Below are 21,964 nucleotides of genomic sequence, written 5' to 3'. Positions count from 1 at the left end.
TTATATCGGTGCCGTCGGTGGGCGGGAAGGCGTGAAACTGGAAGAGCAGGTGCTCGTGACCGAGAGCGGAGTTGAAAATCTCACGAGATGCCCGTTTGATGAGACTTTGATAACTGGATCTTTCAGGCCGGGTCCTTAAAGTTGTCCGTTGTGCGACTTTGAGAGATCCACACGTCTGGCGCCTCTTCGGCCTTGAGCATGGCTGCCGCAATCAGGCTCGATGGCAGTCCCTTGCGAGAAAGCCTCCAGAAGTTCCTGAAAGCTCGACGCCGGGCGTCCTCCTCGATCAGAAAGGCCGGGTAGATCGTGCTTGCGGCATCATCGTCAGCGTCCAATCGAGTATCTGCTGGCTTGCCGTACTCCTCCGGCGAAGATTCCGATTACCCACATCGTCGGCTTTGTCCAATGGAGATGCCGAAGGCGATGTCGTGCAAGCGGATCATGCCGCGCCAGACGACCGTGTTGCCGGGAGGCGGATCATGGTTGCGGGCGAGATAGCCGCCCAAGCCTGGCGATTTGCAGCAGGTAAGCGGCGAGCGTGGGCAGTTGGAGGCGCGGTCGCGTTCGGGACGCGTCGATCCGGTCGAGCGCAGTGTCGGCGGCGGTCTCGGCGGTGATCGAGCTTGAGATCGCCGGCAACTGCATGTGCGGCCGGCCCCTATCACCGGCCAGCGCGGAAGCGTTCTCGCGATTATCGCCCTGCAATGGCTTTTCGACCATTCGTGGAGCTCGTCGATGTGACAGACATAGCGGCCGTGCTCGCGGAATTGCGGCCGCCGCGCTTGAGCCGCTTTTCCAGCATGCGCGGGAAGAGCAGTCCATGGTGATCCTCGTGTCGCTCGAAGAGGTGGTCGGGCAGGTTGTCGCACTGCACAACATTGAAGACGGCGAAGCGCTTTAAGAGAGGGAACGGCTTGCGGCTCATTGCCATCGGCCTTTCAGCCAGTTCTGACAGGCAGAGCTGCGCTCGAAGACCGTGCCCCAAAGGATCAGAATATTGATGCCGGAACAGAGCCGGCCGGTGGCCGCGTTCTTTGGCAGGTGAAGGCCGGCTTTTGCCCTGCCCCAGGCTTGACCCGAGGCGCGGTGCCGCGCTCCAGCTGGCGACGATACGTTCAGTAGTGTCCTCTCGTAAAGGCTGGCGCCGGTACGCCGCCCTTGCCTGCGCCAGCCCTGGCCCTGCCGGAACGCTTTCGTTTGCACGCCTCGTCCTCCGCTCTTCAATCCCGCGCCTTTTCCCGCAACCGGGTGGCCGCGAAACCAACCGGAAGGGCCTGCCGTGGAAGGCGGATCGCATCCGAAGGACCGGAACGCGGACCCGGTCCGCAAGCGATGGGTTGCGGGATGCGCGGCGGGCCAAGAAGGAAACGCGTCCACCGCACGCCACCGGGACGGCCCACACGGACGACGCCGGCCGATCGGCCGGCGACGATCAGCAGCCGAAAGGCTGCATGCGCCAGGGGCCAAATGGCCGAGACCGCCTGAGCCTACCGAAGAAAGGCGGGCTCGATTCACGAGCACCCAGCGCACGCCACAAGGCGCGCGGGCGCATAGCTGGTTTTCTCGCTTAAGCTGGTCGTGAATGCCGGGCCTTGCGCGGCGGTTTTATGAGCTCGCAGGGATCAACACTGAATGCCTGCGCCAGTCGTCCGAGCACGCTGACGCTCGCGGAAACGCGGGCACGCTCGATCGAGCCCACGTAGCGCATGCTAAGATCCGCCCGTGCAGCCAACTCTTCCTGCGTCAGATCCTGTTCATGGCGCAAACGACGCATATTGATTGCCATGACCTCTTTGAGATCCACGCATGAGATAGGCGCTGAAAAGGAATTATCGCTCTAGGAATGATCGTTCCTATTCCTTATAAAGGCCCATCGGTGAAGGCCTAGCCAGGCCACAACAAACTCGCCAATGGACCGAGATCAAACCAGCCATAAAGCGCATGAAGCCAAACATTGCTGACGACGTGCCCTGGTCAGACAGCCTAACGAGTTATGACAGGGAGCATTTCACGATCTACCTACGGATCCTGGACGCCTGTGCAGACAATGCCAGTGAAGAGGATATGGCCGCTCTCATTCTCGGCATCGATCCGGCTCTTGATCCGGTCCGCGCCTGCAAGGCGCTCCGCAGCCATATCGACCGGGCAAACTGGATCGTGACGACGGGCTACAAGGAACTGTTTGCCGGTTGACGCACACTGCGCAGGGGCACGCTTTCAGGCAAGAAAGTCCCAATAGCCGCCATTCATGAGCGTGTGACCGCCGTTTACGGCCCGACGGATTCTGTCGCGCAGGTGATCGCCAGGGTCGGTCCAGTCGGCGTAGACGCGCCCCCGGCCGATCAGTGCTTCAGCGATCTCGAGATGTGATGCTCCGGCGAGTGAGCCATCAAGCGCACGAAAATAACGAAGGTCAATCGGGACCAGCGCTTTTCAGGTGGAAACAGACGTCCAGGCAGTTGTCCGTAAGCATAAAGATTATTGAGGCACTCCAGCACCCATAGGCGATGCTTCAAATGCGCTGCGGGCCAGATCGCGTCGGCAGAGAGGCAGGCAGGTTGAAGGATGTCGGCGCCCGAAATGGCGAGTTGAAGGCTGCGCTGCGCGTTGCGCAGAAGAACATACTGGCTCTTGTCGTGCGCGAGCAGGACCGTCGCGCGACATGGCAGTGGCCTCGGATGGAACGATAGTATCGTCAGCGACCCAGAAGCCCGTTCCGCGATCACAGGCATTACATGTGCGCAGCGGCGCGGATCCCAGAACACGGCCGCATCGCGCCAGTGGAATTCCGCGAAACAAAACACCCCAGCGCGACAGGTCTGCGGCCGACGCGATCACCTCGACGGAGGTTCGGCGCGACGCGACCTGCAGTTCATGCTGGAATGCCGGGTTGCACCGCAGGAACTCCCAGCCCCATCCCCGCGACATCAGATGAGCGGTGTAGTCGTACGCCCGCTCCTCCCACCAGGTAGGTGGATCAGCATGTGTCGGTTGGGTCGTTGGCATGAAGGGGTCAACTTTCTCACGCCACTCACGCGACCTGACGAAGCACCGGCGCCCAAAGCCTGGACCGTGCAGGCCGCCGTTTTGGCGGACCGTGTGCAGCCTTTCTTCCGAGACATCCAAATAGCCGGCAAGCGCGATGATGACGCCGAACGTGTGCGGCTCTCCGACCCGCTCGAGTGGCCAGCCTACCCGGCGAAGGATGCGTTCGATGCGCAAATTGGTGACCGTGACGATGTGGCTGGAGCCGGCGCGACAAGCCGAACTCGATCATGCCGGCGAACAGTCCATAGATACCTATTGACACACCACCCACTCCCTTCGGTGCGGATGACGAAATGTCGAGTGCGAATCGGCTGCTTTCTCAGACGCTCGGGTTCTCAGGCGCGGTCTTCCCCCCCAACAGGACGGAAAAGGTGTCGCGAAGTATTGTCGGACCTGTGGACGGCAGAAGACGAACGCAACCTTCGACAAAACCCACGCATCCGCGCAGCAACAGGTAGTATGGGCGCAGCGCATGGAAAGAATGGACTTCGTACCGCCGTACTCTCGGACCTCCCAATCGAGACATTCGCTGAAAAGGCGGTAGCATTGCATGCAGCTCGTCGGCAAAATAATCATAGCAATCGGAAGCAATCAGCTGGATCATCAAAGACCTCGTGTTCGGAGAATTTCCCCACCATAGGCGGCGATGCTTCAGGCGATTGCGCCCTGTGCAGTTGCACAGATATGGCACACTAATGCGTGGCGCGAAGACTGGAAGCGGCGAGACGCGCAACTGCCTGTTTGGTGGTGCTCACGCCAAGTTTTCTGCGGGTGTTGGCCAGATGAAACGCTACCGCATGCCGCGTGATCCCCAGGATGCAGCCGATGTCGGGGGCAGACTTGCCTTTCTCGGCCCATTGGAGGCACTCGTATTCACGGGCGGTCAGCAAAATTCCGTCCACCACGCGGTCTGGCGAAAGTTTGCGGCGCACGAACATATGAAAGCAGGTGGCGATCAACGAAAGGCCCTGTTCATAGCGTTCCGCCACGCGAAAAAATGCAGGATCTGGGCGGTCGACTGCAAAGGTCATTGCGGCAAAATTTCCCCGAAGATCGACAATCGGGATCGTCACGCCGCAGCGGATGCCGAACTGCGCCGCTTCCTCGAAAAACCTGCGCTGAGCCATCGATGGCTCAACGCCATGTAGATCAAATCCCCATCGAAACAGGCATCCGCCACAGCGTGCACGAACAAACACGGGGTCGATGCTCTGATATTGGTTTTCAAAATAGCGTTCTGTCCAGGGCGCCGGATAATTGGAGATCAGCGTAGGGTTGCCATCAGACCCGATTGGCTGGGAGAGATAGGCGAAGGTAAGCAGATCGAGCCTTGAGGCGATATCAGTCATGGCACCGAGTAGATCGGTCTCATCGACGCTTTCTGACAGCCGTTCCAAAAATCTCTCGAACGCGGTCTGCATGATTGTCCTTCCAATCGCTTTCCTTCCAACTCACGGATCCGCTTACCTAGAAATCACGCAGGAACGGGGGAGACAATGCTCGCCTTCTCCAAAAACACCGCAGCGCATGTGCTGCATCATTGACAGCGTAACATCCTCGCATTCTGCTCCAGACCTCAGGCGTGCCTCGAGTTCGCGAGTTCGTCAGCGCTCGCGATCAAACTGCCCGCCCCAGTCGCTGGCGCGGATTGGAAGGCTGAACATTTTTCAACTTTTTGTTTGCTAATTGAATAGCTTCACTGGACGCTCACTGGGATGATAGGCAGAGATTGGCGCCCATGTTCATAGCCCGCGCGATGACATTTTTACACTCCAAAAGAGTGCGCGCTCTATAGATTTAGTTCATGTCAGTGCTTCTCGATGTAGTATGCTCCACGCGCCAGCCGGTAAGGACGCGTTGTGTTAACGACAGGCGTGCGATTTGTTCGAGAAATAAAGCCCTTTTTCACCAACCAATGGGACGTTGTCGTATGGACGTTGGAGGGTCTGAATCCTTGACATATCATGAATTAAATGCAAACTTCCTGGCGTTGTGAACTCAACTGGACGGAGAGGAAGGTAAAGTGGAGCAGAATTCCCCTCGCATGGGAAATATAGATTTACAGTTTGAACGCATCCCAGCGGGAAAATGTGTTGCCATTACAACTCTCCTGATCACAGCCCCGCTATTTGGTCTGTTTCTTGGCTTTTCGTTACGGGGTACGGGTCATTTCGATTCATCAACTGCGGAAAAGACCGTGCCCCAGAGCGCTTCAATGGCGGCCTCGCTTCCGCCGCGCTAAGCATCAGGCATTCAGACCTTCAGTGAACTGGCCCGCCACACGCCAAAGTAGCCGTAGAGCCGCTTCGATCGAGGACTTTGCGACTACCGCAATGTGGATGACTCATAGCTTAACGCAAATCGCTCAGCAGTTGTCCTCTCAGTAGTGAGGCCGCCGTTGGGGCCTTGGCATCTCTAACCATCAGCACGCTGTTGAGGCGGGTGCCAGGACCGGGTCGAACTGCACAAAAGCCGCTTGTCGAGGACAGCGCCGGCCTTGTTCACAATTCGAGCGCGCTGAACTTGTTACAGAACGTGATCCTGGTCGCCGGTGCACCAACCGAAAGCCGGCGCATGTGTAACATACCCCGGCTTTGAAGTGGGGGCTTCCAAGAGCCGACCTGGGCGTCGAAGCCGCTTGTCTATCTGTTTAGATGGGGTACTCGGCTTTGCCCCACGTTTTGAACGGGTTTTTGAGGTGCTGCGCTTCGAGCTGATGATAAAACGTGGTTTGCGTGAACAGCCACAAGCACGAGGAAAGGAAGCGCAACATGAAGCATTATGCCGGACTGGACGCCTCCGTCAAAGAGACGACCTTTTGCATCGTGGATGAAGGAGGCCGAATTTGCCGAGAGATGAAGGTTGCGAGCCATCCGGACGATCTTGTTGAGGCGTTGAAGAACCCCGTCTGGAATCTGGCCCGGATCGGGCTTGAAGCCGGTCCCTTATCACAATGGTTGTTCAGTGGTCTGGCGGGAGCCGGACTACCTGCAATCTGCATCGAAACCCGTCATGCAAAGGCCTTTCTCAAGGGGCAGGTCAACAAGACCGACCGCAATGATGCGCGCGGCATCGCGCAGATGATGCGGGTTAATTTGTTCCGGCCGGTGCACGTCAAGACGCTGATAAGCCAGAAACGCCGGGCGCTGTTAACAGCCCGCAAGTTGCTGCTGCAGGAAAAAGCCATCGCAATTGAGAACCACATTCGAGGCCTGTTGCGTGTCCCGATGCGAATCCGCAATTTGGCAGCGCCGACAATGCCAACCTTGAGACCGAACCTTTCCGGCGACATCCCGGAGCTACGTGACATCATGGAGGTGTTGCTCGCCGTCCCTGGTGTCGGACCTGTCGTTGCGCTGGCTTTTGAGGCTTCAACATGCCGAATAAAGAAGTCCCGGCATTTGCTGGAGCGGATTAAGCTTGGAGCGTTCGGCCTGTGCAGCCCAAGCCTTGCAGATGAACTCAAGGGCGTGATGACGCACGCTATGCCGCCACGCAGGCGTAACGGAAAAACGGCTGAGGCTGCGGCCCAGAATCGAGGTGACAATGACGTGATGGGAACAGACGAAGACATATCCCGAAAGACTGCAACGTAGTCGGAGCTTTGAGTTCGTTCTCTTGATCAGGCCAAAGGACCAGCGGACACCATCATTGCCAACGGTCACAGTACTGCAACAACGACATGACCGCACCCGCGAACGTCCCATTGCCAAAACAAACCCTTGATCGGCGGTCGTCCAGACATATATCGCTCGACGGATCGCCTCTGTCGTCGTGGCGCTCCCATGAAGAACCTGGCCTAGTGCATCCTTTGATTCGGAGGATAAGGATGCCCCATCAAAACCTGGGATCGAACATTTAGCCCCCCGACGAGACGGTGCGAAAAATCTATGCAGTCCTGCTCTCCCTATGCCCACTGATCATGCCTCTGCTTCGCTGACGCTTGTCTCCTTTTGTTCGAGCTTGGGACTGAGCTTTATTACCGGTTCCATTGCCGCAAGGAACGCATCCGGAAGGTGGCACCTGATGTCATGGCCACTATGCATTCTCCTGGTTGGCGGTACCTCCCGCTCACAGAGCCGTCCCAGAACTAGCCTCTTGTAACCGCAGCGTGACTGGAAGGGGCAGCCCGGCGGTGGATTCATCGCCGACGGGATGTCGCCCTCGAGCACGATGTGCTTCTTTACCACGCTGGTGTCGGCGATCGGGATCGCCGACAGCAACGCCTCTGTATAGGGATGATAGGGCGGCGAGAAGATCTGGTCGGTCGTGCCTTGCTCGACGATATAGCCGAGATACATGACCACCACGCGGTCGGCGATGTAGCGCACAACCGACAGGTCGTGGCTGATGAACAGCATCGTCGTCTTGTTCTTGCGCTGGATGTCCATCAACAGTTCGATGACCGCCGCCTGCACCGAGACGTCGAGCGCCGAGACCGGCTCGTCCGCCACCACCACCTTGGCGTCACCGGCAAAGGCACGCGCCACGCCGATGCGCTGCTTCTGGCCACCGGAAAGCTGGCGCGGCTTGCGCGTCTCGAAGGCACGCGGCAGCTTGACCAGGTCGAGCAGTTCCAGCATGCGCTTGCGGCGGTCGGCAACCGTTTTGCCGACGTTGAATTTTTCCAGTGTGCGGATGATCTGCGCACCGACTGAATGGCTGGGGTTCAGCGTATCGAACGGGTTCTGGAACACCATCTGGATCGAGGACACCGTATCGACGCCGCGCTTCTCGATGCCGGTCGACTGGATTTCCTTGTTGCCCAGCGTGACCTTGCCCGAGCTTGCCGTCTCGAGCCCGAGCAGCACCTTGGCCAATGTCGACTTTCCGCAGCCGGATTCGCCGACGATGGCGACGGTTTCGGATTCGCGCGCCATGAACGAGATCGTCTCGTTGGCCTTGACGACACGGCCCTCGCTCGAGCCGAACACCTCGCTGCCGGCAACCTTGTAGTATTTTCTCAGGTCCTCGATCTTGAGCACCGGTGCGCCAGGCACGACCTTCTCATTGACCTTCTTGGCGCCGGGCGGCAGCGCCTCCCAATCGATCTGATTGAAGCGCACGCAGCGCGAGAAATGGCCTTCGTGACCCGCGACCTCGATCATCGGGATTTCGGCGGCGTTGCAGACGCCCTCGACGAAATGGTGGCAGCGCGGGCCGAAATTGCAGCCCTTCGGCCGTTCATGCGGCAGCGGCAATTGCCCGGGGATCGAAATCAGCGGCCGCGAGTTCTTGTCGGCGCCCGGCAGCGGGATCGAGCGGAACAGCCCTTGCGTATAGGGGTGGCGCATCCGGTCGAAGACGTCCTTGATCTTGCCGGTCTCCACCGCCTCGCCCGAATACATCACCGTGATGCGGTCGCAGGTTTCCAGGATGAGGCCGAGATTGTGCGACACGAAGATCATCGAGGTGCCGAACTTCTCGCCGAGCCCCTTGACCAGGTCGACGATGCCGGCCTCCACCGTCACGTCGAGCGCCGTCGTCGGTTCGTCGAGCAAAAGCAGCGCCGGCTTCGACAGCAGCGCCATGGCGATGACGATACGTTGTTGCTGGCCACCGGAGAGCTGGTGCGGATAGGAACGCATCATGCGCTCGGGATCGGGCAGCTTGACCGCGCGCACCATTTCGAGCGCGCGCTTATAGGCCTCTTCCTTCGACACCTTGTCGTGGATCAGCGGCACTTCCATCAGCTGCTGGCCGACCTTCATCGCCGGGTTGAGGCTCGCCATCGGCTCCTGGTAGATCATCGCGATCTTGTTGCCGCGAATGGAGCGCAACTCCTCGTCGGAGAGCTCGCCCATGTCCTTGCCCTGGAACTTGATCTTGCCGCCGACGATCTTCCCGATGTTGGAGAGGTCGCGCATGATGCCGAGCGACACGGTCGACTTGCCGCAGCCGGATTCACCGACGAGGCCCATTGCCTCGCCGGGCATGACGGTGCAGGAAAAATCCATCACCGCCGGTATCTCGCCGCTGCGGGTGAAGAACGAGATCGACAGGTTTTCGATCTGGATGATCGGTTGGGCACTTGCGACGGTGGTGCGTTTGACTGGTTCCTTCATGGTCACCTCTCAGTCTTTCAGCGACTGTTCGCGTAACGCGTCGGCAAGGAGATTGAGGCCAAGAACGAATGACAAAAGCGCGAGAGCCGGCGGCAGAGCGGGATGAATGTAGGCACGCAGGAGACGACTCGCGTCTTTGATCGCCGTGCCCCAGTCTGGACTTTCAGGCGGAACACCCAAACCGAAGTAACCCAAGGCACCGAGCAGGATCGTGGTATAGCCAATGCGCAGGCAGGTATCAACAATCAGCGGCCCGCGAGCATTGGGCAGGATTTCCCAGAGCATGATGTACCAGGGTGACTCACCGCGCGTCTGGGCCGCAGCGACGTAGTCTCGCGTCTTGATGTCCACCGCAAGCCCACGCACAATGCGGAACAAGCCGGGCGACGACCCGAGCACCACGGCGACGAAGATGTTGAGTTCGTTTGGATCGAGATGAACGATGCCAAATGGATCTGCGTCGAAGATAAGGCCCAAAATCATCCAACAGAACATCAGGATCGTCGCTCCCATCAGCAAGTAATACCGATCAGGTCGGTTCTTGAATCGTGTGTGAAAGAGCGTCAGAAAGAAGACCATCGTGAAGAGAAAAATCAATGTCGCGAGTGATCGCGGGATCGACAGGCCGACCCCAGTCATCTCGCTGAACCAGTTATCAAACGAAAGCTGACGGATTTCAGGTGTTACAAGCAAGTATAGCATCAGGATGACGGGAAAGGCCAAGACGAGATTGGCGAAGAACGACAGCGCGGCATCTGTCTTTCCGCCATAGTAGCCGGCTGGCAAACCAAGCCCGATTCCCACAACCAGCGAGAAAGCAGTGGCGAACGGCGCGATCACCATCACGATTTGACTTCCAAAGATCATGCGCGAGAACACGTCTCGAGCGAGCGTGTCGCCGCCGAAATAGTAGATACCGTTGCGATCGGGCAAGGCGCTCCCTGGCAGCGCGTCCTTCATCGCTGCCACTTGGTTGAGGGGATCGAACGGCGCGATGACGGGTGCGAACATTGAGGTGAACGCCCAGAAGAGACAGATGGTGACCCCCGCGATACCAATGCCGGTGTTGAACAGTTCGCCGTAGAGACCAAGCTTGTTGCGGAAACGGAAACTGAACGCCAGGCACATTGCCATCGCAACCCACACTGGCCAGAACCGGCCGAGGACGTCGAAGGTAATTGCAGACCACCCGATTGTCTCGAATTGCATGCTGCGACTCCTATCCCACACGGATACGCGGATTAAGAAGAGCGTAGCCGATGTCTGAGATTAATTGCGTGACCAGCACGACGACGACCGATACCAGAGAGCAACCAAGTAGGAGATCAATGTCGTTGTTGCTGGCCGCTTCATTCAACGTGAATCCGAAACCTTGGTATCGGAACATCGTCTCAACGATTACCACCCCGGTAAGCAGCCATGGTACTTGCAGCATAATCACCGTGAATGGGGTGATCAACGCATTGCGCAGCGCGTGCTTGATGACTACGTGGGAGAAGGGCAAACCTTTTAATCGCGCAGTGCGAATATACTGCTGCGTCATCACTTCGGCCATCGAGGCGCGCGTCATTCGGGCGATGTAGCCGATGGCAGAGATGGCCATCGTCATCACCGGGAGCGTGAAGTTGTACACTGTTAGGCCTTGTTCGGCTGTGGATGCCGCCGAGCCGTTCAGCCATCCCAGCCAGGAGGCGAAGATGACTGTGAAGATAACGCCTGAAACATATTCAGGCGTTGCAGTCGTAGCGATCGAGACAACTGACAGCACACGATCCGTTCGCGAGCCTTCGCGCATCCCAGCAAGAATGCCTATCAAAAGGGATGTCGGCACTACTAGCGCCAGCACCCAGAACATCAACCTAACAGTAGCCGCCAGCGCCGGTACAATCTTTTCGGAAACGGCGGTCCTGAATTTGGTCGAGCAACCGAACTCCCCCTGCAATATTCCGCCGTAATACGGTTTGGCAGGTTCGCCACAATAACTGAAGCGAGGCACTGGTTTGTGGGTCGCAGGATCGATGATCGGTTGCTTTCGAATGACGCCCAACCACTGTGCGTAGCGCACGAGAATATTCTGCCGGTAGCCCTGCCTGGACAGCCAGCTTTCAATCTGTTCATCTGACGAGCGCATTTCGATTTGGTTGAGCGCCAGCTTGCGCAGGTTTGGCTCAAGATTGACCATGTAGAAGACGATCATCGTCAGGCTCAACATGGTCAAAACCATGACGCCGAAACGGCGCAAAACAAATCTCAGCATGGCTTCTCCCCAATCATGCTACGCCTCGGTTGTGTGGGACTGGCAGGTTCAATGATCGGTAGGGCTTCCTGCTCCGCGACCTAATTGATCCAGCCGCGAACTGCAGTTCGAGACGATGACTATTCTTCCGCGCTCCGGGTGTCCGACCCGGTTGACAGGGAAACTGACCTTGTCAACCGCACAGCATTCGGCCAAGTGCCAGCATCTGCGGCGCTCGGATATGGTCAATACGGGAGAAGGACTCCGGATGTGATGCAAAAATCGCAATGACCATCTCGGCCTTTGGAGAGATATAAAGAACCTGACCATAGAGACCGTGAGCTTCTAGAGAATCAAGCTCGTTGTGAGACACCCACCATTGGCTCCGGTAGGTGTAACCTGAGCGCGGCACGGGCTTAGCGGGATGATCGCCGAAATGTAGGTCGTGGACTACCGACGCTGGAATCAGTTGTTGTCCCTTCCATGTGCCCTCGCACCGCATCAGTTCGCCGAAGCGCGCGAGATCGCGCAGAGTCGCATTGAGACCACAATGCGCCCTCGGCATGCCAGTCGTGGAATCAATGTCTACGTAGGCGTCCTCTTCGCAACCTAGGGGGGTCCAAAGGCGCGTCTGCAGAAGCTCAGCGAATGAGCGGCCTATAACGCGCGACATAACCCAAGCCATTACATTGGTGTTGACGCTCCTGTAGGAAAACTCGCCATGCTTTCCTTGCTTCCGTATTTCTGACAGGTAGTCGCATCTAAACGACGCGTCCTCCTTTGTGTAGTCCTCAGTACAATCTAAGTTGGTCTGCATGTCCATTACTTGCCGCAGAGTGGCATCCTCCCATCCCGTGCCTCGTAACTCCGGCAAATAATGCGATATGGTTTTTGACTCGTCGAGTACTCCCTCGTGCACATACGAAGCGGCTAGCGTTCCTGCGTAGGACTTGGTGATTGATTGGCACGAATGTGGCACATGTCGCTCAAGTGCGCCGAAGTACCGCTCATATACGATGTGCCCTCGATGTAGGACCAGGCACCCGTCGGTGAAAGTGTCAAGGAGCGCCTCATCGAAGCGGCGAGGGCGACCATCCGCGTCGGTGAATGTGAGCGCGTCGATGTCAGAAAAGTTTTTGTACGGTTCAGGCTTCGAAGGGCCTCCTTGCCCCCGCCATACTCTTACCGTCGGCCTAAGCTCATTTATATGCGACAACGACCAGCGAAGCTCCGGAAAGCTCCAAACATTGCCGTTCTCGAACGTTATGCGCCTGTTTGGGGGCGGCGGCGCGCCGCGCATCCAGCCCAATTTCGTTGGGTCCGATGCCCGACCGTCGAGGTACCGCTGTCCGTCGAATTCAAGAATGTCCTCCGTTACGCTACCATGACGTGCGTCCAACTTGCATTGTGTCATTAATGCTCTAGCTTTCCCGATCATTTCCAAAAGGCTTGGTTGGCCATTGGAGCAGGCGACCGCCAGGAGGAGGCGATTGCATCCCCATCAGTAGCAACTACGCACTCGGGTCGAGCCAGACCTTGGTGAGTTCTGTTTCCCCTACCGGATGCATGTAGTAGTTCTTCACTTTCCTGGTCGAGTGATGAAAAGCCGTAATCCAATAAGGCTGAATGATGATGCCGGATTCCTGCAGAAGCGCTTCGATGTCATGCATAAGCGTCTTGCGCTTCTGCGGGTCGGGAACCGTCAACGCCTCGTCGAGCTTTTTGTCGAATTCCGGATTTGACCACGCCGTCTCATTCCACGCTGCACCACTGCGGTAGGCAAGCACCAAAGTCTGGACACCCAACGGCCGCATATTCCAGTTTGTTATCGAGAGGGGATATTTCAACCAACCATTCCAGAAACTCGACTCGGGAATAATCGAACGCTTCACCCTGAATCCAGCTTCGCGCAGCTGCGCGGCGATCGCATCGCCAGTTGCCTTGAGCCATTCCGTGTCGCTACTGATGATCTCGTGCTCGTAATCAGCCTTGCCAGCTTCAGCCATAAGCCTCTTGGCCGCTTCGACATCCCGTTTCTGTTCAGGAAGCGGATAAAATTCAGGATGCAATGGGGCGACATGATAGTTTGCAGCCACCGTGCCGTAACCATTATAGGCAATCTGCAGCACAGCGTTATTGTCGACCGCTAGTTGTAGTGCTTTGCGCACCCGGTGATCGTCATACGGCTTAGTAGCGACGTGGGTGCGGCACATAATAGTAGTTGCCGTTCTCGCTTCCGATTTGACAAGCCCCATCTTATCTAAGATGCCGACGAAACCGGTATCCGTCCCATCATTGGCATCTATCTCGCCGGATTCGAAGGCGCTCAGTAGAGTGGATGGATCACTGCCATAGTCAATGAATTGCACTTCGTCCAAGTATACTTCACCGCCCCACCAGCTTCCTTCTGGGCGGCGCCTCACAACCGCCTTCTTTGCGACATCCCAAGACACTAGTTCAAATGGCCCCGTCCCCACCGGATGCGCAACGATATCCGACCCGTTCTTTTCGAAGTCACGGTGAACAATCAGTGCCGGATAGTCCGCAAAGCCAGGGATGATCGTAATGTCGGGCTTTGGCAGCTTGAGTTTGATGGTAAAATCGTCAACTCTTAAGATAGCGCCTTCTCTCGCTTTACCTGTCTTTTCGCCAACGAGCGTAGCCATGCGCGCCGCCATCGAGTTCCCGGGCACGTCCCTTTCACACCAGCGCAGCAGATTGAACATCACGTCATCGGCAGTGAAGTCGTCCCCATTGTTCCACTTGACGCCCTTTCGCAGGCGCAGGATATACTCAGTCGCGTCTTCATTCGTGTCCCAACTTTCAAGAAGGCTGGGTTCGAAAGTGTAATCCTTTGTATACTTGACGAGAGGATCGAGGAACTGTCGGTAGACGTTAGCCATTCCTGGATAGTCATTTACGCGCGGATCTTTTGGACCGTAAACTTGCGTAGAAATTCGCAGCGCTCCGCCCTTAATAGGTAATTCTTCAGCATGCGCCGGTGGTGTTGCATTCAGCATCGAGTACGCCACGGCTGTAGACGCCCCCAAGATGGTGGCGAGCGCCAGGAACTCGCGGCGATCGATCTTCTCTCTTCTTGCTTCCGCCGCCAGCCCTTCGAGCGCCCTCGGCATGGGCTCGCCATGCCTAGAAAAATATTTCATTTCAGTCTCCCACATGTGCTGTCCGGCGCCAGTCTTACTTAATATTGAGCTGATCATACGGAGCAGCGCAGGGTATGAGAACTGAGAAAACTTTTCGTTTGGCTTAAACCTGATTTATCTCCAGTGATGTCTGGCGGTGAGCGCAAGGGTGGAAAGCCTTTGTGGCTTAAGGGCTTTGACACATGAGGGCTTTAGAGCGTGTCGCTGAGCCGAACGATTTTGAAGCGATCCAAGGCTTGGCCCCGGGCAGCGAGGCCAGTGGGCTTCCGAGAAGGGTCCATGAACTGAATCATCCGGAGAGCCCGCGGCGTCATCTCCTTCTATGTTCGCCCGAGAATGGAATAAACTAGACTACTGAGGAGCTTCGTCAGGGAGGAACAATCGTTCTCTAGTACCTCCGACAACCGCTCCTGTGCGAGCTTATGTTGTCGAATTCAAAAGCTTCGCGCTCATCGAAAGGCGGTTGCAGGGGGCATCTACATGTGCAGTGGATTTGGCTATCCGCTTGGCAAAGGCGCGGCTGAGGGCAGCAGGAATGGTGCCGGATCGCGGAAGCGTTCCAGAACGTTTCGCGTCACCCGCGACACGTCATTGTCGTAACCATTTATGGGCAAGCTCATGCACCATGAGATCGACCCGACCGAAAAAACCGCTCCGCCGCCCGCAGTCTCGAAAAACACTATATCTGACCGAACGTTTCTGTTTTCACTTCCGCCAATCATCCAATGCATGGCGCCGATTTCTTCCTTGGCCAGGACCATGTAATCGGTGTGGTTCGTGGAGGAAGCAATCACCACGGCGTGTTGCGGCGATCTCAACTGCGGGTCGTACCGATCGAGTTCTTGTCCGGCCGCCCCGTTGCCGGCCAGCCCATAGTTTCCGAACAAGCAATCTCGGCTGATATCCTTGGATATGAATTCCACGCGGGGATCACTGCTCTTTGGGGACCACTGGTAATAGGAACCTGACTGGAAGCCTTGCGCACAGAAGCCCACTCCCAACAGTTGGTTGGGAATGCGGTCCTGTCGACGCCAGAGTCCCCCATATTCCCCTGTCGTGCTCATAAAATATTCACCGGGTTCCGCGGACCATGCACGGGACCCATCTTCGGCCCGACGAACCTCGATCAATCCAGGGAGTGTCGGATGGAACGCGGTCCTCCAATAGAACCCGTTGCCCCCCAGATACATCAAGCGCCCGCCCCGGCTCAGGTGCGTCTTCAAAGCTTCCCAGATTGCCAGAGAGACATATTCTGGATGGCATCCGGTCAGGACAACGCGGTAGTGAGCGAGAAGGCTTTCACCTTCGTTATGGAGGTCCTCGTCCGTGATGACGTCTGCATTGATGCCGAGCGCGTCCAGCCAGCCGGTCAGGTATCCGTCGCCACCGAATGCCCAATATTTTGCATTGGGAGACATGTTCAGGATCGGCCGCAAGCGTGACGAATAACAGACTCCGCTACCGTCCGTGTGGAGATCGTAGACCGACTTCCCATACTCGAGATTCTCGTCGAGAAAGATGTCATCCTCTCCGAAAATCGGTAGCCCACCCATGATCATCTCGTCGAGCGGGTCTCGTGCAATGAGTCTCTGGTTGGCATAGGCTGTGTAAGTCGCCGTTGAAGCGAGGTATACTGTTTCAGACGTGGCTTGACCCTTCGGCGGACGAACGAAGAAAATCACGTAGGCCGGGCTGGCATTGCGAGCGTCAAGGCGAGCAGCATAAACCCCACTTTCTAGCCCATCTGGCACTTTGAAGGTGAAGTCGGTGGACCAGCTGGCGTCGTAAAGATCGTCATCGTGGAAATGGATCGCGCCATACTCCTTCGGCGCGCATCGCCAGTCGTGAAACTTCCCGGTCCAATTGTAACCTTTCATGGCGCGGGCAGGCATGTTTATGAGGTTACCGTCGAACCCGTTGCCCGAAACATCCCTGAAAACATTCGACCCCTGATCGATGCTGAAATCCCAATCGGCAACGGCCTTTCCAGCCAACCGGCTGATTTCGGCGCTGTCGCGGAACGAGGAGATCTCTTCAACGGTCAAAGCGCAGGCGTAAAGTTTGGGAGAATCGATCTTCCCGTTGTAGTGGCCACCGGCAATCAGAATCCCGTCTTGGCAGGACACCTTATGGGCGGCGATAAGGAACGTTTTTTGCCGAACATTTCCCTGGCCCGCGGCAACGTTGAATAGCCGGGTTTCGGGGGAGTCGAGATCGCCGATGTCGCAAAGGGGCCGCTGGTGGAGGACCGCTGTGCCCTCGCGGCCACTGAAGCTGGCCGCAATGAATACCCATCTGCGCTCGCGAAACCCGTTTTCCAGGTTAACAGCCGATACGGCCCCTTCCCCATCGCCGACCATAAACATCAATCGGCCCTTTTCATCGATCTTGATCGCAAAGCCATGGCCGCGCTGCTCGTCCCACGTACCAGCGATTGTCTGGACTCTTGAGCCCAGCAGCGTCGGCCAGAGCCACGCTTGAAACGTGAAATCGTCCAATTCACAAAATGCAGTATCATGCTTCACGCAGCCATAAGAGCCTATATAGATCGGCTGCCGCCGAGCGGGGTAAACGCCATTAAAGGCAGCGTCGACATGGCGCTCGACAAGGCCCGCTGTGCCGGGATGCTCCTCGGTGGTTATGAGCCTCACCAATCGAGCCGAAAACTTGGCGGCATCACCCAGCGAACTCACCTTGAACTCAATCGTGTCGTCCGGCTTAGCGCTCAAGAGGTTGGTGTAACCAGACAGCGTCCTCACGATTGATCTCCGTCTGGAATTTCTGTTCCGAAATGTTGTCGCCAGCGTCGCCGGAACACGTACCACTCCGCATCTGCCAGATCTTCGAAGGTGACGCCTTCATGTCTTGTGAGGGGATTGCCTGGAACTCCCGTCAGACTCACGAGCATCCAAACCCGGTTGGGCTGAATGGTGAGCAAGGCATGTTTCCCGGCGATCGGAAGACTCCGGAACGTTCGGAGAAGCTTCTGCAGGTTCGGGCTGTGATGCCCGAAAGGCGCACGACGGAATTCAGCTGCCAGTTCAAGTAGCTCTGAGGGGTGTTCAACGTGCATGGCTTCTCACTTAATCTGCGCTTATGCCGGATCTCCGGGAATCAGGTCATTATCGATCGCAGCATCGATGGAATCTTCGATGATAGTCAGTGACTCGTCGATGATCGCGTCCGATGTCGTCAATGGGACGAGGAATCGCAGGACGTTGAAGTGCCGGCCGGCTGAAGCAAGCAGCAAACCGCGGTCAGCAGCTTCCTTGATCATTTTTAAGGTAAGAGATCGCGCAGGCTTGCGCGTCTCTTCGTCCTCGACCAGTTCGACACCGATCATTGCTCCCAGCCCGCGGATGTCACCAATCACCGAGCGGTTTTTCTTCTTCTGAATTCGCCGCAAGCCAGCCTTAAGGCGCTCGCCGACCTCCTGGGCGCGGTTGAGCAGGTTCTCCTTGTCGATGATATCCAGCACGGCCAATGCTGCCGCACATGCCAGCGGATTGCCCGCGTATGTTCCGCCCAGGCCGCCGACGCCAACGCAATCCATGATCTCTGCCTTGCCGACCACGGCTGCAATCGGAAGGCCTGCCGCCAGACTCTTGGCCATCAGGATCAGGTCAGGTTCGACGCCTGTGTGTTCGATTGCAAAAAGGCGCCCGCTTCTGCCCATCCCACACTGAACCTCGTCGGCTACAAGGACAATCCCATGGCGGTCGCAGAGACGCCGGATACCTGCCATGAACTCATCAGGCGCGGGGATGTAACCGCCTTCGCCGATAAGCGGCTCGATGACAATCGCCGCGACCGCGCTGGGCTCAATTTCGGTTTCGAATAGCGTTTCGAGGGCCGAAAGGCAGTACTCGACGCCGACCCCCCGATAAAGATCCGGATAGGGTGCGCGATAGATGCTACCTGGAAATGGCCCGAATGACTGTTTGTAAGGGTTGACCTTACCCGTCATCGCCATTGTCAAGAGGGTGCGACCGTGAAATGCGCCGCCAAACACGATGATTCCGCGGCGCTTTGTGTAAGCACGCGAAATCTTGACCGCATTCTCGACCGCCTCAGCACCGGTCGTGAGGAGCAAGGTCTTGGCCGGTCCGCCGACCTTGCATCGCTCGTTCAGCCGCTCGGCAAGCTGGATATAGCTTTCATAAGGAGCGGAGCCGAAGAAAGTATGGCTGAACCGGTTCAGTTGAGCCTGTACCGCAGCGACGACCTCAGCATGCGAGTGTCCTACCGCGAGGGCGCCCATTCCGCCTATGAAGTCAATGTAACGCCTTCCCTCTACGTCCCAGAGCTCGGCATTTTGCGCCCGGTCCACATATATCGGGAAAGACATGGAGGCGCCTGCGGAAACGGCGGCCTTGCGACGCTCGTCGAGAGCAGCATTCAATGACATTGTAGACCCCTATTGTTTCAATGATGGTTTCGGCATCTCAAGGCTTGATTGCAAAAGAAGGACTCCCGGGCTGCCGTCGCCGTCTCAAGGCAGGCTGAGCTTGGCCATTCGGCCGCCGTCTATCGTCCAGACCTGCCCTGTGACAAAAGACGCTTCGTGCGAAGCCAGCCAGGCAACCAGGCTCGCCACTTCTTCTGGCTTGCCTGTGCGCCCCACCGGATGGATTCTGCCGATTTGCTCACGGAATGATTTGGGCTCAGTCATATTTTCAATGAAATCCACGTTCAAATCGGTATCGATCCAACCCGGCGCGACGGCGTTGCAACGCACGCCTTCTCCACTGTGATCGATCGCTACCGCCCGCGTCAGGCCGTGAAGTCCGGCCTTGGAGGCGCAATAGGCAGCATGTTTGGGATTGGACCCTAGTCCCTCGATGGAGCCAATATTCACGATCGTGCCGGCGGCCGACCGCAGGTGGGGCATGGCAGTTTTGATCAGCATAAACGGAGTCGTCAGATTGACAGCGATGGTTCGCTCCCAATCCGCCAGGCTCATGTCTTCGACGAGCGCCTCTTGCATCATTCCGGCGTTGTTCACCAGAACGTCGAGCCGTCCAGCCCGCTCAACAACCGTCTTTATGAGGTAACCCGCCTGTTCTGGGGTGGTGAAATCGACGCCGATGGCTTCGAATTCCCGGTCCTCACCACGTTGCGCAGTGAACACGCGGGCACCCTCCTGCTTAAGACGTCGCGCAGTCGCGAGGCCGATGCCGCTACGCCCTCCCGTCACGAGAGCCACCTTCCTTGCAAATCTTTTATCCAATTTCTTCGACCCTTAACCTCTACGAGCGATCTGCAGGGGATTCGGGACATCAGAGGTGTGAAGGACGATGATCTTATAGATGCCATCGGCTCCGCGATCTGCCGAGCGGACCATTTTGCCAAGGCTCGCACCCATGTCCACAGGATCGACGGCGAAACGGTGAAGGCGCCCTTGCTGTGCAGAGACATCAGGGCGTCGGACGCGATCTCGAGGGGGAGATCCGTGACTTCTTCCACCCGCCCGCCGCAGCCCCCGCCCACCACCGGCGGTGGTGAAAGTATTAACATCTTTCATTGCGTCATCCTGCAGCCGAATCTCATCGTCCCGCATCCAAGAAGGCGCTTCGCGCCCGATTAAGGCCAGTTTGCTTACTACTGAGGTGATGGTAGGCGCCAGCATTTGCCCTGAGAAGGCGCAAAAGGTTTTACTAGACTTAAATACATTTTATAGCTCGGTGGTCCTGCCCAAGCTGGGCTCGGATCTGCGACATCGCCTTGTTTCGAAACTAGATGTTTAGTCCCGGCATTTGATGGAATGGATCTAGCCTGAACTTTTCTGGCTCGATGGTCCATTGTTTGCAGATGAACTCGTAGGGCGTGAGGCCCTTCAGGGTCTTCAGCCGGCGCCCAAAGTTGTAAGCTGCGACGAAGTCGGCGAGGTGGCGCTGGAACTGGTCGTGGGTTTCGTAGTGGTAGCGCTTGACGGTGGCGTCCTTGATCGTGCGGTTCATCCGCTCGACCTGTCCGTTGGTCCGGGGGTGCTTCGGCTTTGTGAGGCGATGCTCGATACCGAGCTGCGCGCAGGCGTATTCGAAGGCATGCGCCCAGACGGTTTCTCCCTTGGCCAGCGCCTCGACGATTAGAGGCGCGGCCGATCCCCCGGCGCCCGGCGTCGTGAAGTGCGTGCCGTTGTCGGTCAGGACTTTGGTGATCCTGTAAGGGACCGCTTCGACGAGATGGCGCAGGAAATCGCCGGCGGTGCGCCGTTTGGCTTCTCGGTGAAGCTCGACGAAGGCGAACTTGCTGGTCCGATCGATGGCGACGAACATGTAAAGCTTGCCCTGCGCGGTCTGCACCTCGGCGATATCGATATGGAAGAAGCCGATTGGGTAGCTCTTGAACTTCGTTTTGACTGGCTTCTCGCCTTCGACTTCTGGCAGGCGGCTGATCCCGTGACGCTGCAGGCAACGATGCAGGGATGAACGCGTCAGCGCCGGGATTGTCGGGCAATCATCGAGCGGCAGCAGGGTGTACTGCCGAAAGGCGACGATTACGGCCTCTTCCTCGATCGTCAACACCGTCGAGGCGGGGCTCTTTGGCCCTGTCGGCACATCGGCGACCGAAGTCCGCTTCTTCCATTTCGCAACCGTCCCTGATTGATCCCGTAGCGCTTCGCGAGCGCCCTCAGGCTCTCTTGACTATGCTGTATCGCTCGACGACCGCCTCTGTCGTCGTGGCGATCCCATGAAGAACCTGGCCCATAGTGCCTCCTTCGATTCGTGCGACAATTGTGCACCATCAAAGCCCGGGATCAAACATCCGTCCTTGGCAAACACCTCATTCGGATCGCGGCCGGCAAGCAGTTGGTCCAGAAGTTCCTTCTCGATAGCCATGTGATGATTCTCTCCTTTCCATCATCATGGCCTCGCGCACAGAATTCCCGATAGTCCCGGTCCAGCTTGGCCATTAGCCGAAGCTGATTGCAGCTCGGTATGTCAAGGCGTTCATCAATCGGGAGAAGAACGACGCAGCGGCTGCCTCGACGATCGCCTCCGCATCCGCAACGGCCAACGATGCGCTTCGTCGAAATGAAAACCGAGGAGCAGCAGTCTCGGTCCATAATGTTTCGCGCGCGAGAACAGCTGGTCAATCACCGCACTGAGTTGGTCAACGCATTGCGTGCGCACCACCTGTGGGGACGCGACCCTTCGGCGCCAGTACCTTTCGAGACTGAGCCCTGCTTGGCAACTGAGTCACCACAGGGCAGGAATGTCAGATGACTTAGTCTTATATCGGGCAATATTTTTTCCGCCTTCAGAACCCGGGAAATCAGTCTTAAATCCCTGCACGAATAACCAACCCGGGAAACGCCTTGCATGTCCTCGTTTTCGATCGTGAACCCCAAAATTGATCCAACGCGAGTGGCAAAGGCACTTAAACCGGACGGGAGCATAGATGACGATGATCGGGTTGAAATTGGGCCGACGGACGTCGCCTTTGCG

The 21,964-nt window shown here is 57.3% G+C and carries 16 protein-coding genes and 2 pseudogenes; 2 read left to right on the top strand and 16 right to left on the bottom strand.

The window, feature by feature from the left end; all coding sequences use genetic code 11:
* Window positions 1–477 precede the first annotated feature (477 nt).
* The 3 genes from NP945_RS31575 to NP945_RS31565 form a co-directional block, all read right to left on the bottom strand.
* Window positions 478–720: a hypothetical protein gene (locus NP945_RS31575; protein ID WP_189512620.1), complete on the bottom strand. Its 243-nt coding sequence runs from the start codon at window positions 718–720 to the stop codon at window positions 478–480.
* Window positions 692–925 (bottom strand): hypothetical protein, encoded by a 234-nt coding sequence (locus tag NP945_RS31910; RefSeq protein WP_292239715.1) that lies wholly within the window; start codon window positions 923–925, stop codon window positions 692–694. The genes NP945_RS31575 and NP945_RS31910 overlap by 29 nt, the downstream gene beginning before the upstream one ends.
* Before the next feature lie 642 nt (window positions 926–1,567).
* The gene (locus NP945_RS31565; RefSeq protein WP_127404217.1) at window positions 1,568–1,804 is read right to left on the bottom strand and encodes a helix-turn-helix domain-containing protein; all 237 of its coding nucleotides are present in this window, start codon (window positions 1,802–1,804) and stop codon (window positions 1,568–1,570) included.
* Window positions 1,805–1,941: 137 nt separating this feature from the next.
* Here NP945_RS31565 and NP945_RS31560 point away from each other — a divergent pair, with 137 nt between their 5' ends.
* Window positions 1,942–2,193, top strand: coding sequence for a hypothetical protein (locus NP945_RS31560; RefSeq protein ID WP_127404216.1), 252 nt, complete (start codon window positions 1,942–1,944; stop codon window positions 2,191–2,193).
* A 24-nt stretch (window positions 2,194–2,217) separates the two neighbouring features.
* Here NP945_RS31560 and NP945_RS31555 read toward each other — a convergent pair whose 3' ends face one another.
* The 4 genes and pseudogenes from NP945_RS31555 to NP945_RS31540 all read right to left on the bottom strand — a co-directional run bounded on the left by NP945_RS31555 (window position 2,218) and on the right by NP945_RS31540 (window position 4,469).
* Window positions 2,218–2,358 carry a DNA -binding domain-containing protein gene (locus NP945_RS31555; RefSeq protein ID WP_245459751.1) on the bottom strand — a complete coding sequence of 47 codons (141 nt, stop codon included), beginning with the start codon at window positions 2,356–2,358 and terminating at the stop codon, window positions 2,218–2,220.
* Window positions 2,343–2,732, bottom strand: coding sequence for a hypothetical protein (locus tag NP945_RS31550; RefSeq protein WP_245459750.1), 390 nt, complete (start codon window positions 2,730–2,732; stop codon window positions 2,343–2,345). Before NP945_RS31550 ends, NP945_RS31555 begins: the two co-directional genes overlap by 16 nt.
* 118 nt (window positions 2,733–2,850) lie before the next feature.
* Window positions 2,851–3,222: pseudogene (locus tag NP945_RS32095) on the bottom strand (transcriptional regulator domain-containing protein); the annotation flags it as partial.
* A gap of 518 nt (window positions 3,223–3,740) precedes the next feature.
* Window positions 3,741–4,469, bottom strand: a complete 729-nt coding sequence (locus tag NP945_RS31540; RefSeq protein ID WP_127404215.1) for a LuxR family transcriptional regulator — start codon at window positions 4,467–4,469, stop codon at window positions 3,741–3,743.
* A 1,350-nt stretch (window positions 4,470–5,819) separates the two neighbouring features.
* Between NP945_RS31540 and NP945_RS31535 the strand changes: the two genes are divergently transcribed.
* Window positions 5,820–6,644, top strand: coding sequence for a transposase (locus NP945_RS31535; RefSeq protein WP_256748500.1), 825 nt, complete (start codon window positions 5,820–5,822; stop codon window positions 6,642–6,644).
* A 324-nt stretch (window positions 6,645–6,968) separates the two neighbouring features.
* Here the strand turns inward: NP945_RS31535 and NP945_RS31530 are convergent, their stop codons facing one another.
* The 9 genes and pseudogenes from NP945_RS31530 to NP945_RS31490 form a co-directional block, all read right to left on the bottom strand.
* Window positions 6,969–9,113 carry an ABC transporter ATP-binding protein gene (locus NP945_RS31530; protein WP_256748499.1) on the bottom strand — a complete coding sequence of 715 codons (2,145 nt, stop codon included), beginning with the start codon at window positions 9,111–9,113 and terminating at the stop codon, window positions 6,969–6,971.
* A 9-nt stretch (window positions 9,114–9,122) separates the two neighbouring features.
* Window positions 9,123–10,322, bottom strand: a complete 1,200-nt coding sequence (locus tag NP945_RS31525; protein ID WP_127404085.1) for an ABC transporter permease — start codon at window positions 10,320–10,322, stop codon at window positions 9,123–9,125.
* Between the two features lie 10 nt (window positions 10,323–10,332).
* Entirely contained in the window at window positions 10,333–11,370 is a 1,038-nt protein-coding gene (locus NP945_RS31520) for an ABC transporter permease (RefSeq protein WP_127404084.1), read from the bottom strand.
* 172 nt (window positions 11,371–11,542) lie between these two features.
* Complete coding sequence (locus NP945_RS31515) at window positions 11,543–12,649, bottom strand: serine hydrolase (RefSeq protein WP_245459729.1); 1,107 nt, start codon at window positions 12,647–12,649, stop codon at window positions 11,543–11,545.
* A gap of 211 nt (window positions 12,650–12,860) precedes the next feature.
* Window positions 12,861–14,513: an ABC transporter substrate-binding protein gene (locus NP945_RS31510; protein ID WP_127404087.1), complete on the bottom strand. Its 1,653-nt coding sequence runs from the start codon at window positions 14,511–14,513 to the stop codon at window positions 12,861–12,863.
* A 497-nt stretch (window positions 14,514–15,010) separates the two neighbouring features.
* The gene (locus tag NP945_RS31505; protein ID WP_256748498.1) at window positions 15,011–17,272 is read right to left on the bottom strand and encodes a LamG domain-containing protein; all 2,262 of its coding nucleotides are present in this window, start codon (window positions 17,270–17,272) and stop codon (window positions 15,011–15,013) included.
* Between the two features lie 335 nt (window positions 17,273–17,607).
* Complete coding sequence (gene gabT / locus NP945_RS31500; RefSeq protein WP_127404082.1) at window positions 17,608–18,921, bottom strand: 4-aminobutyrate--2-oxoglutarate transaminase; 1,314 nt, start codon at window positions 18,919–18,921, stop codon at window positions 17,608–17,610.
* 84 nt (window positions 18,922–19,005) lie between these two features.
* Window positions 19,006–19,710, bottom strand: coding sequence for an SDR family NAD(P)-dependent oxidoreductase (locus NP945_RS31495; protein WP_245459728.1), 705 nt, complete (start codon window positions 19,708–19,710; stop codon window positions 19,006–19,008).
* Between the two features lie 538 nt (window positions 19,711–20,248).
* Window positions 20,249–21,224, bottom strand: a pseudogene (locus NP945_RS31490) (IS481 family transposase).
* Between the last annotated feature and the right edge of the window lie 740 nt (window positions 21,225–21,964).

It is taken from the genome of Mesorhizobium sp. LMG17149, assembly GCF_024518695.1.
In the GTDB taxonomy this organism is placed as follows: domain Bacteria; phylum Pseudomonadota; class Alphaproteobacteria; order Rhizobiales; family Rhizobiaceae; genus Mesorhizobium.
Note: the sequence above shows the minus strand (reverse complement) of the source record. Positions and strands in the feature narration are given on the sequence as shown.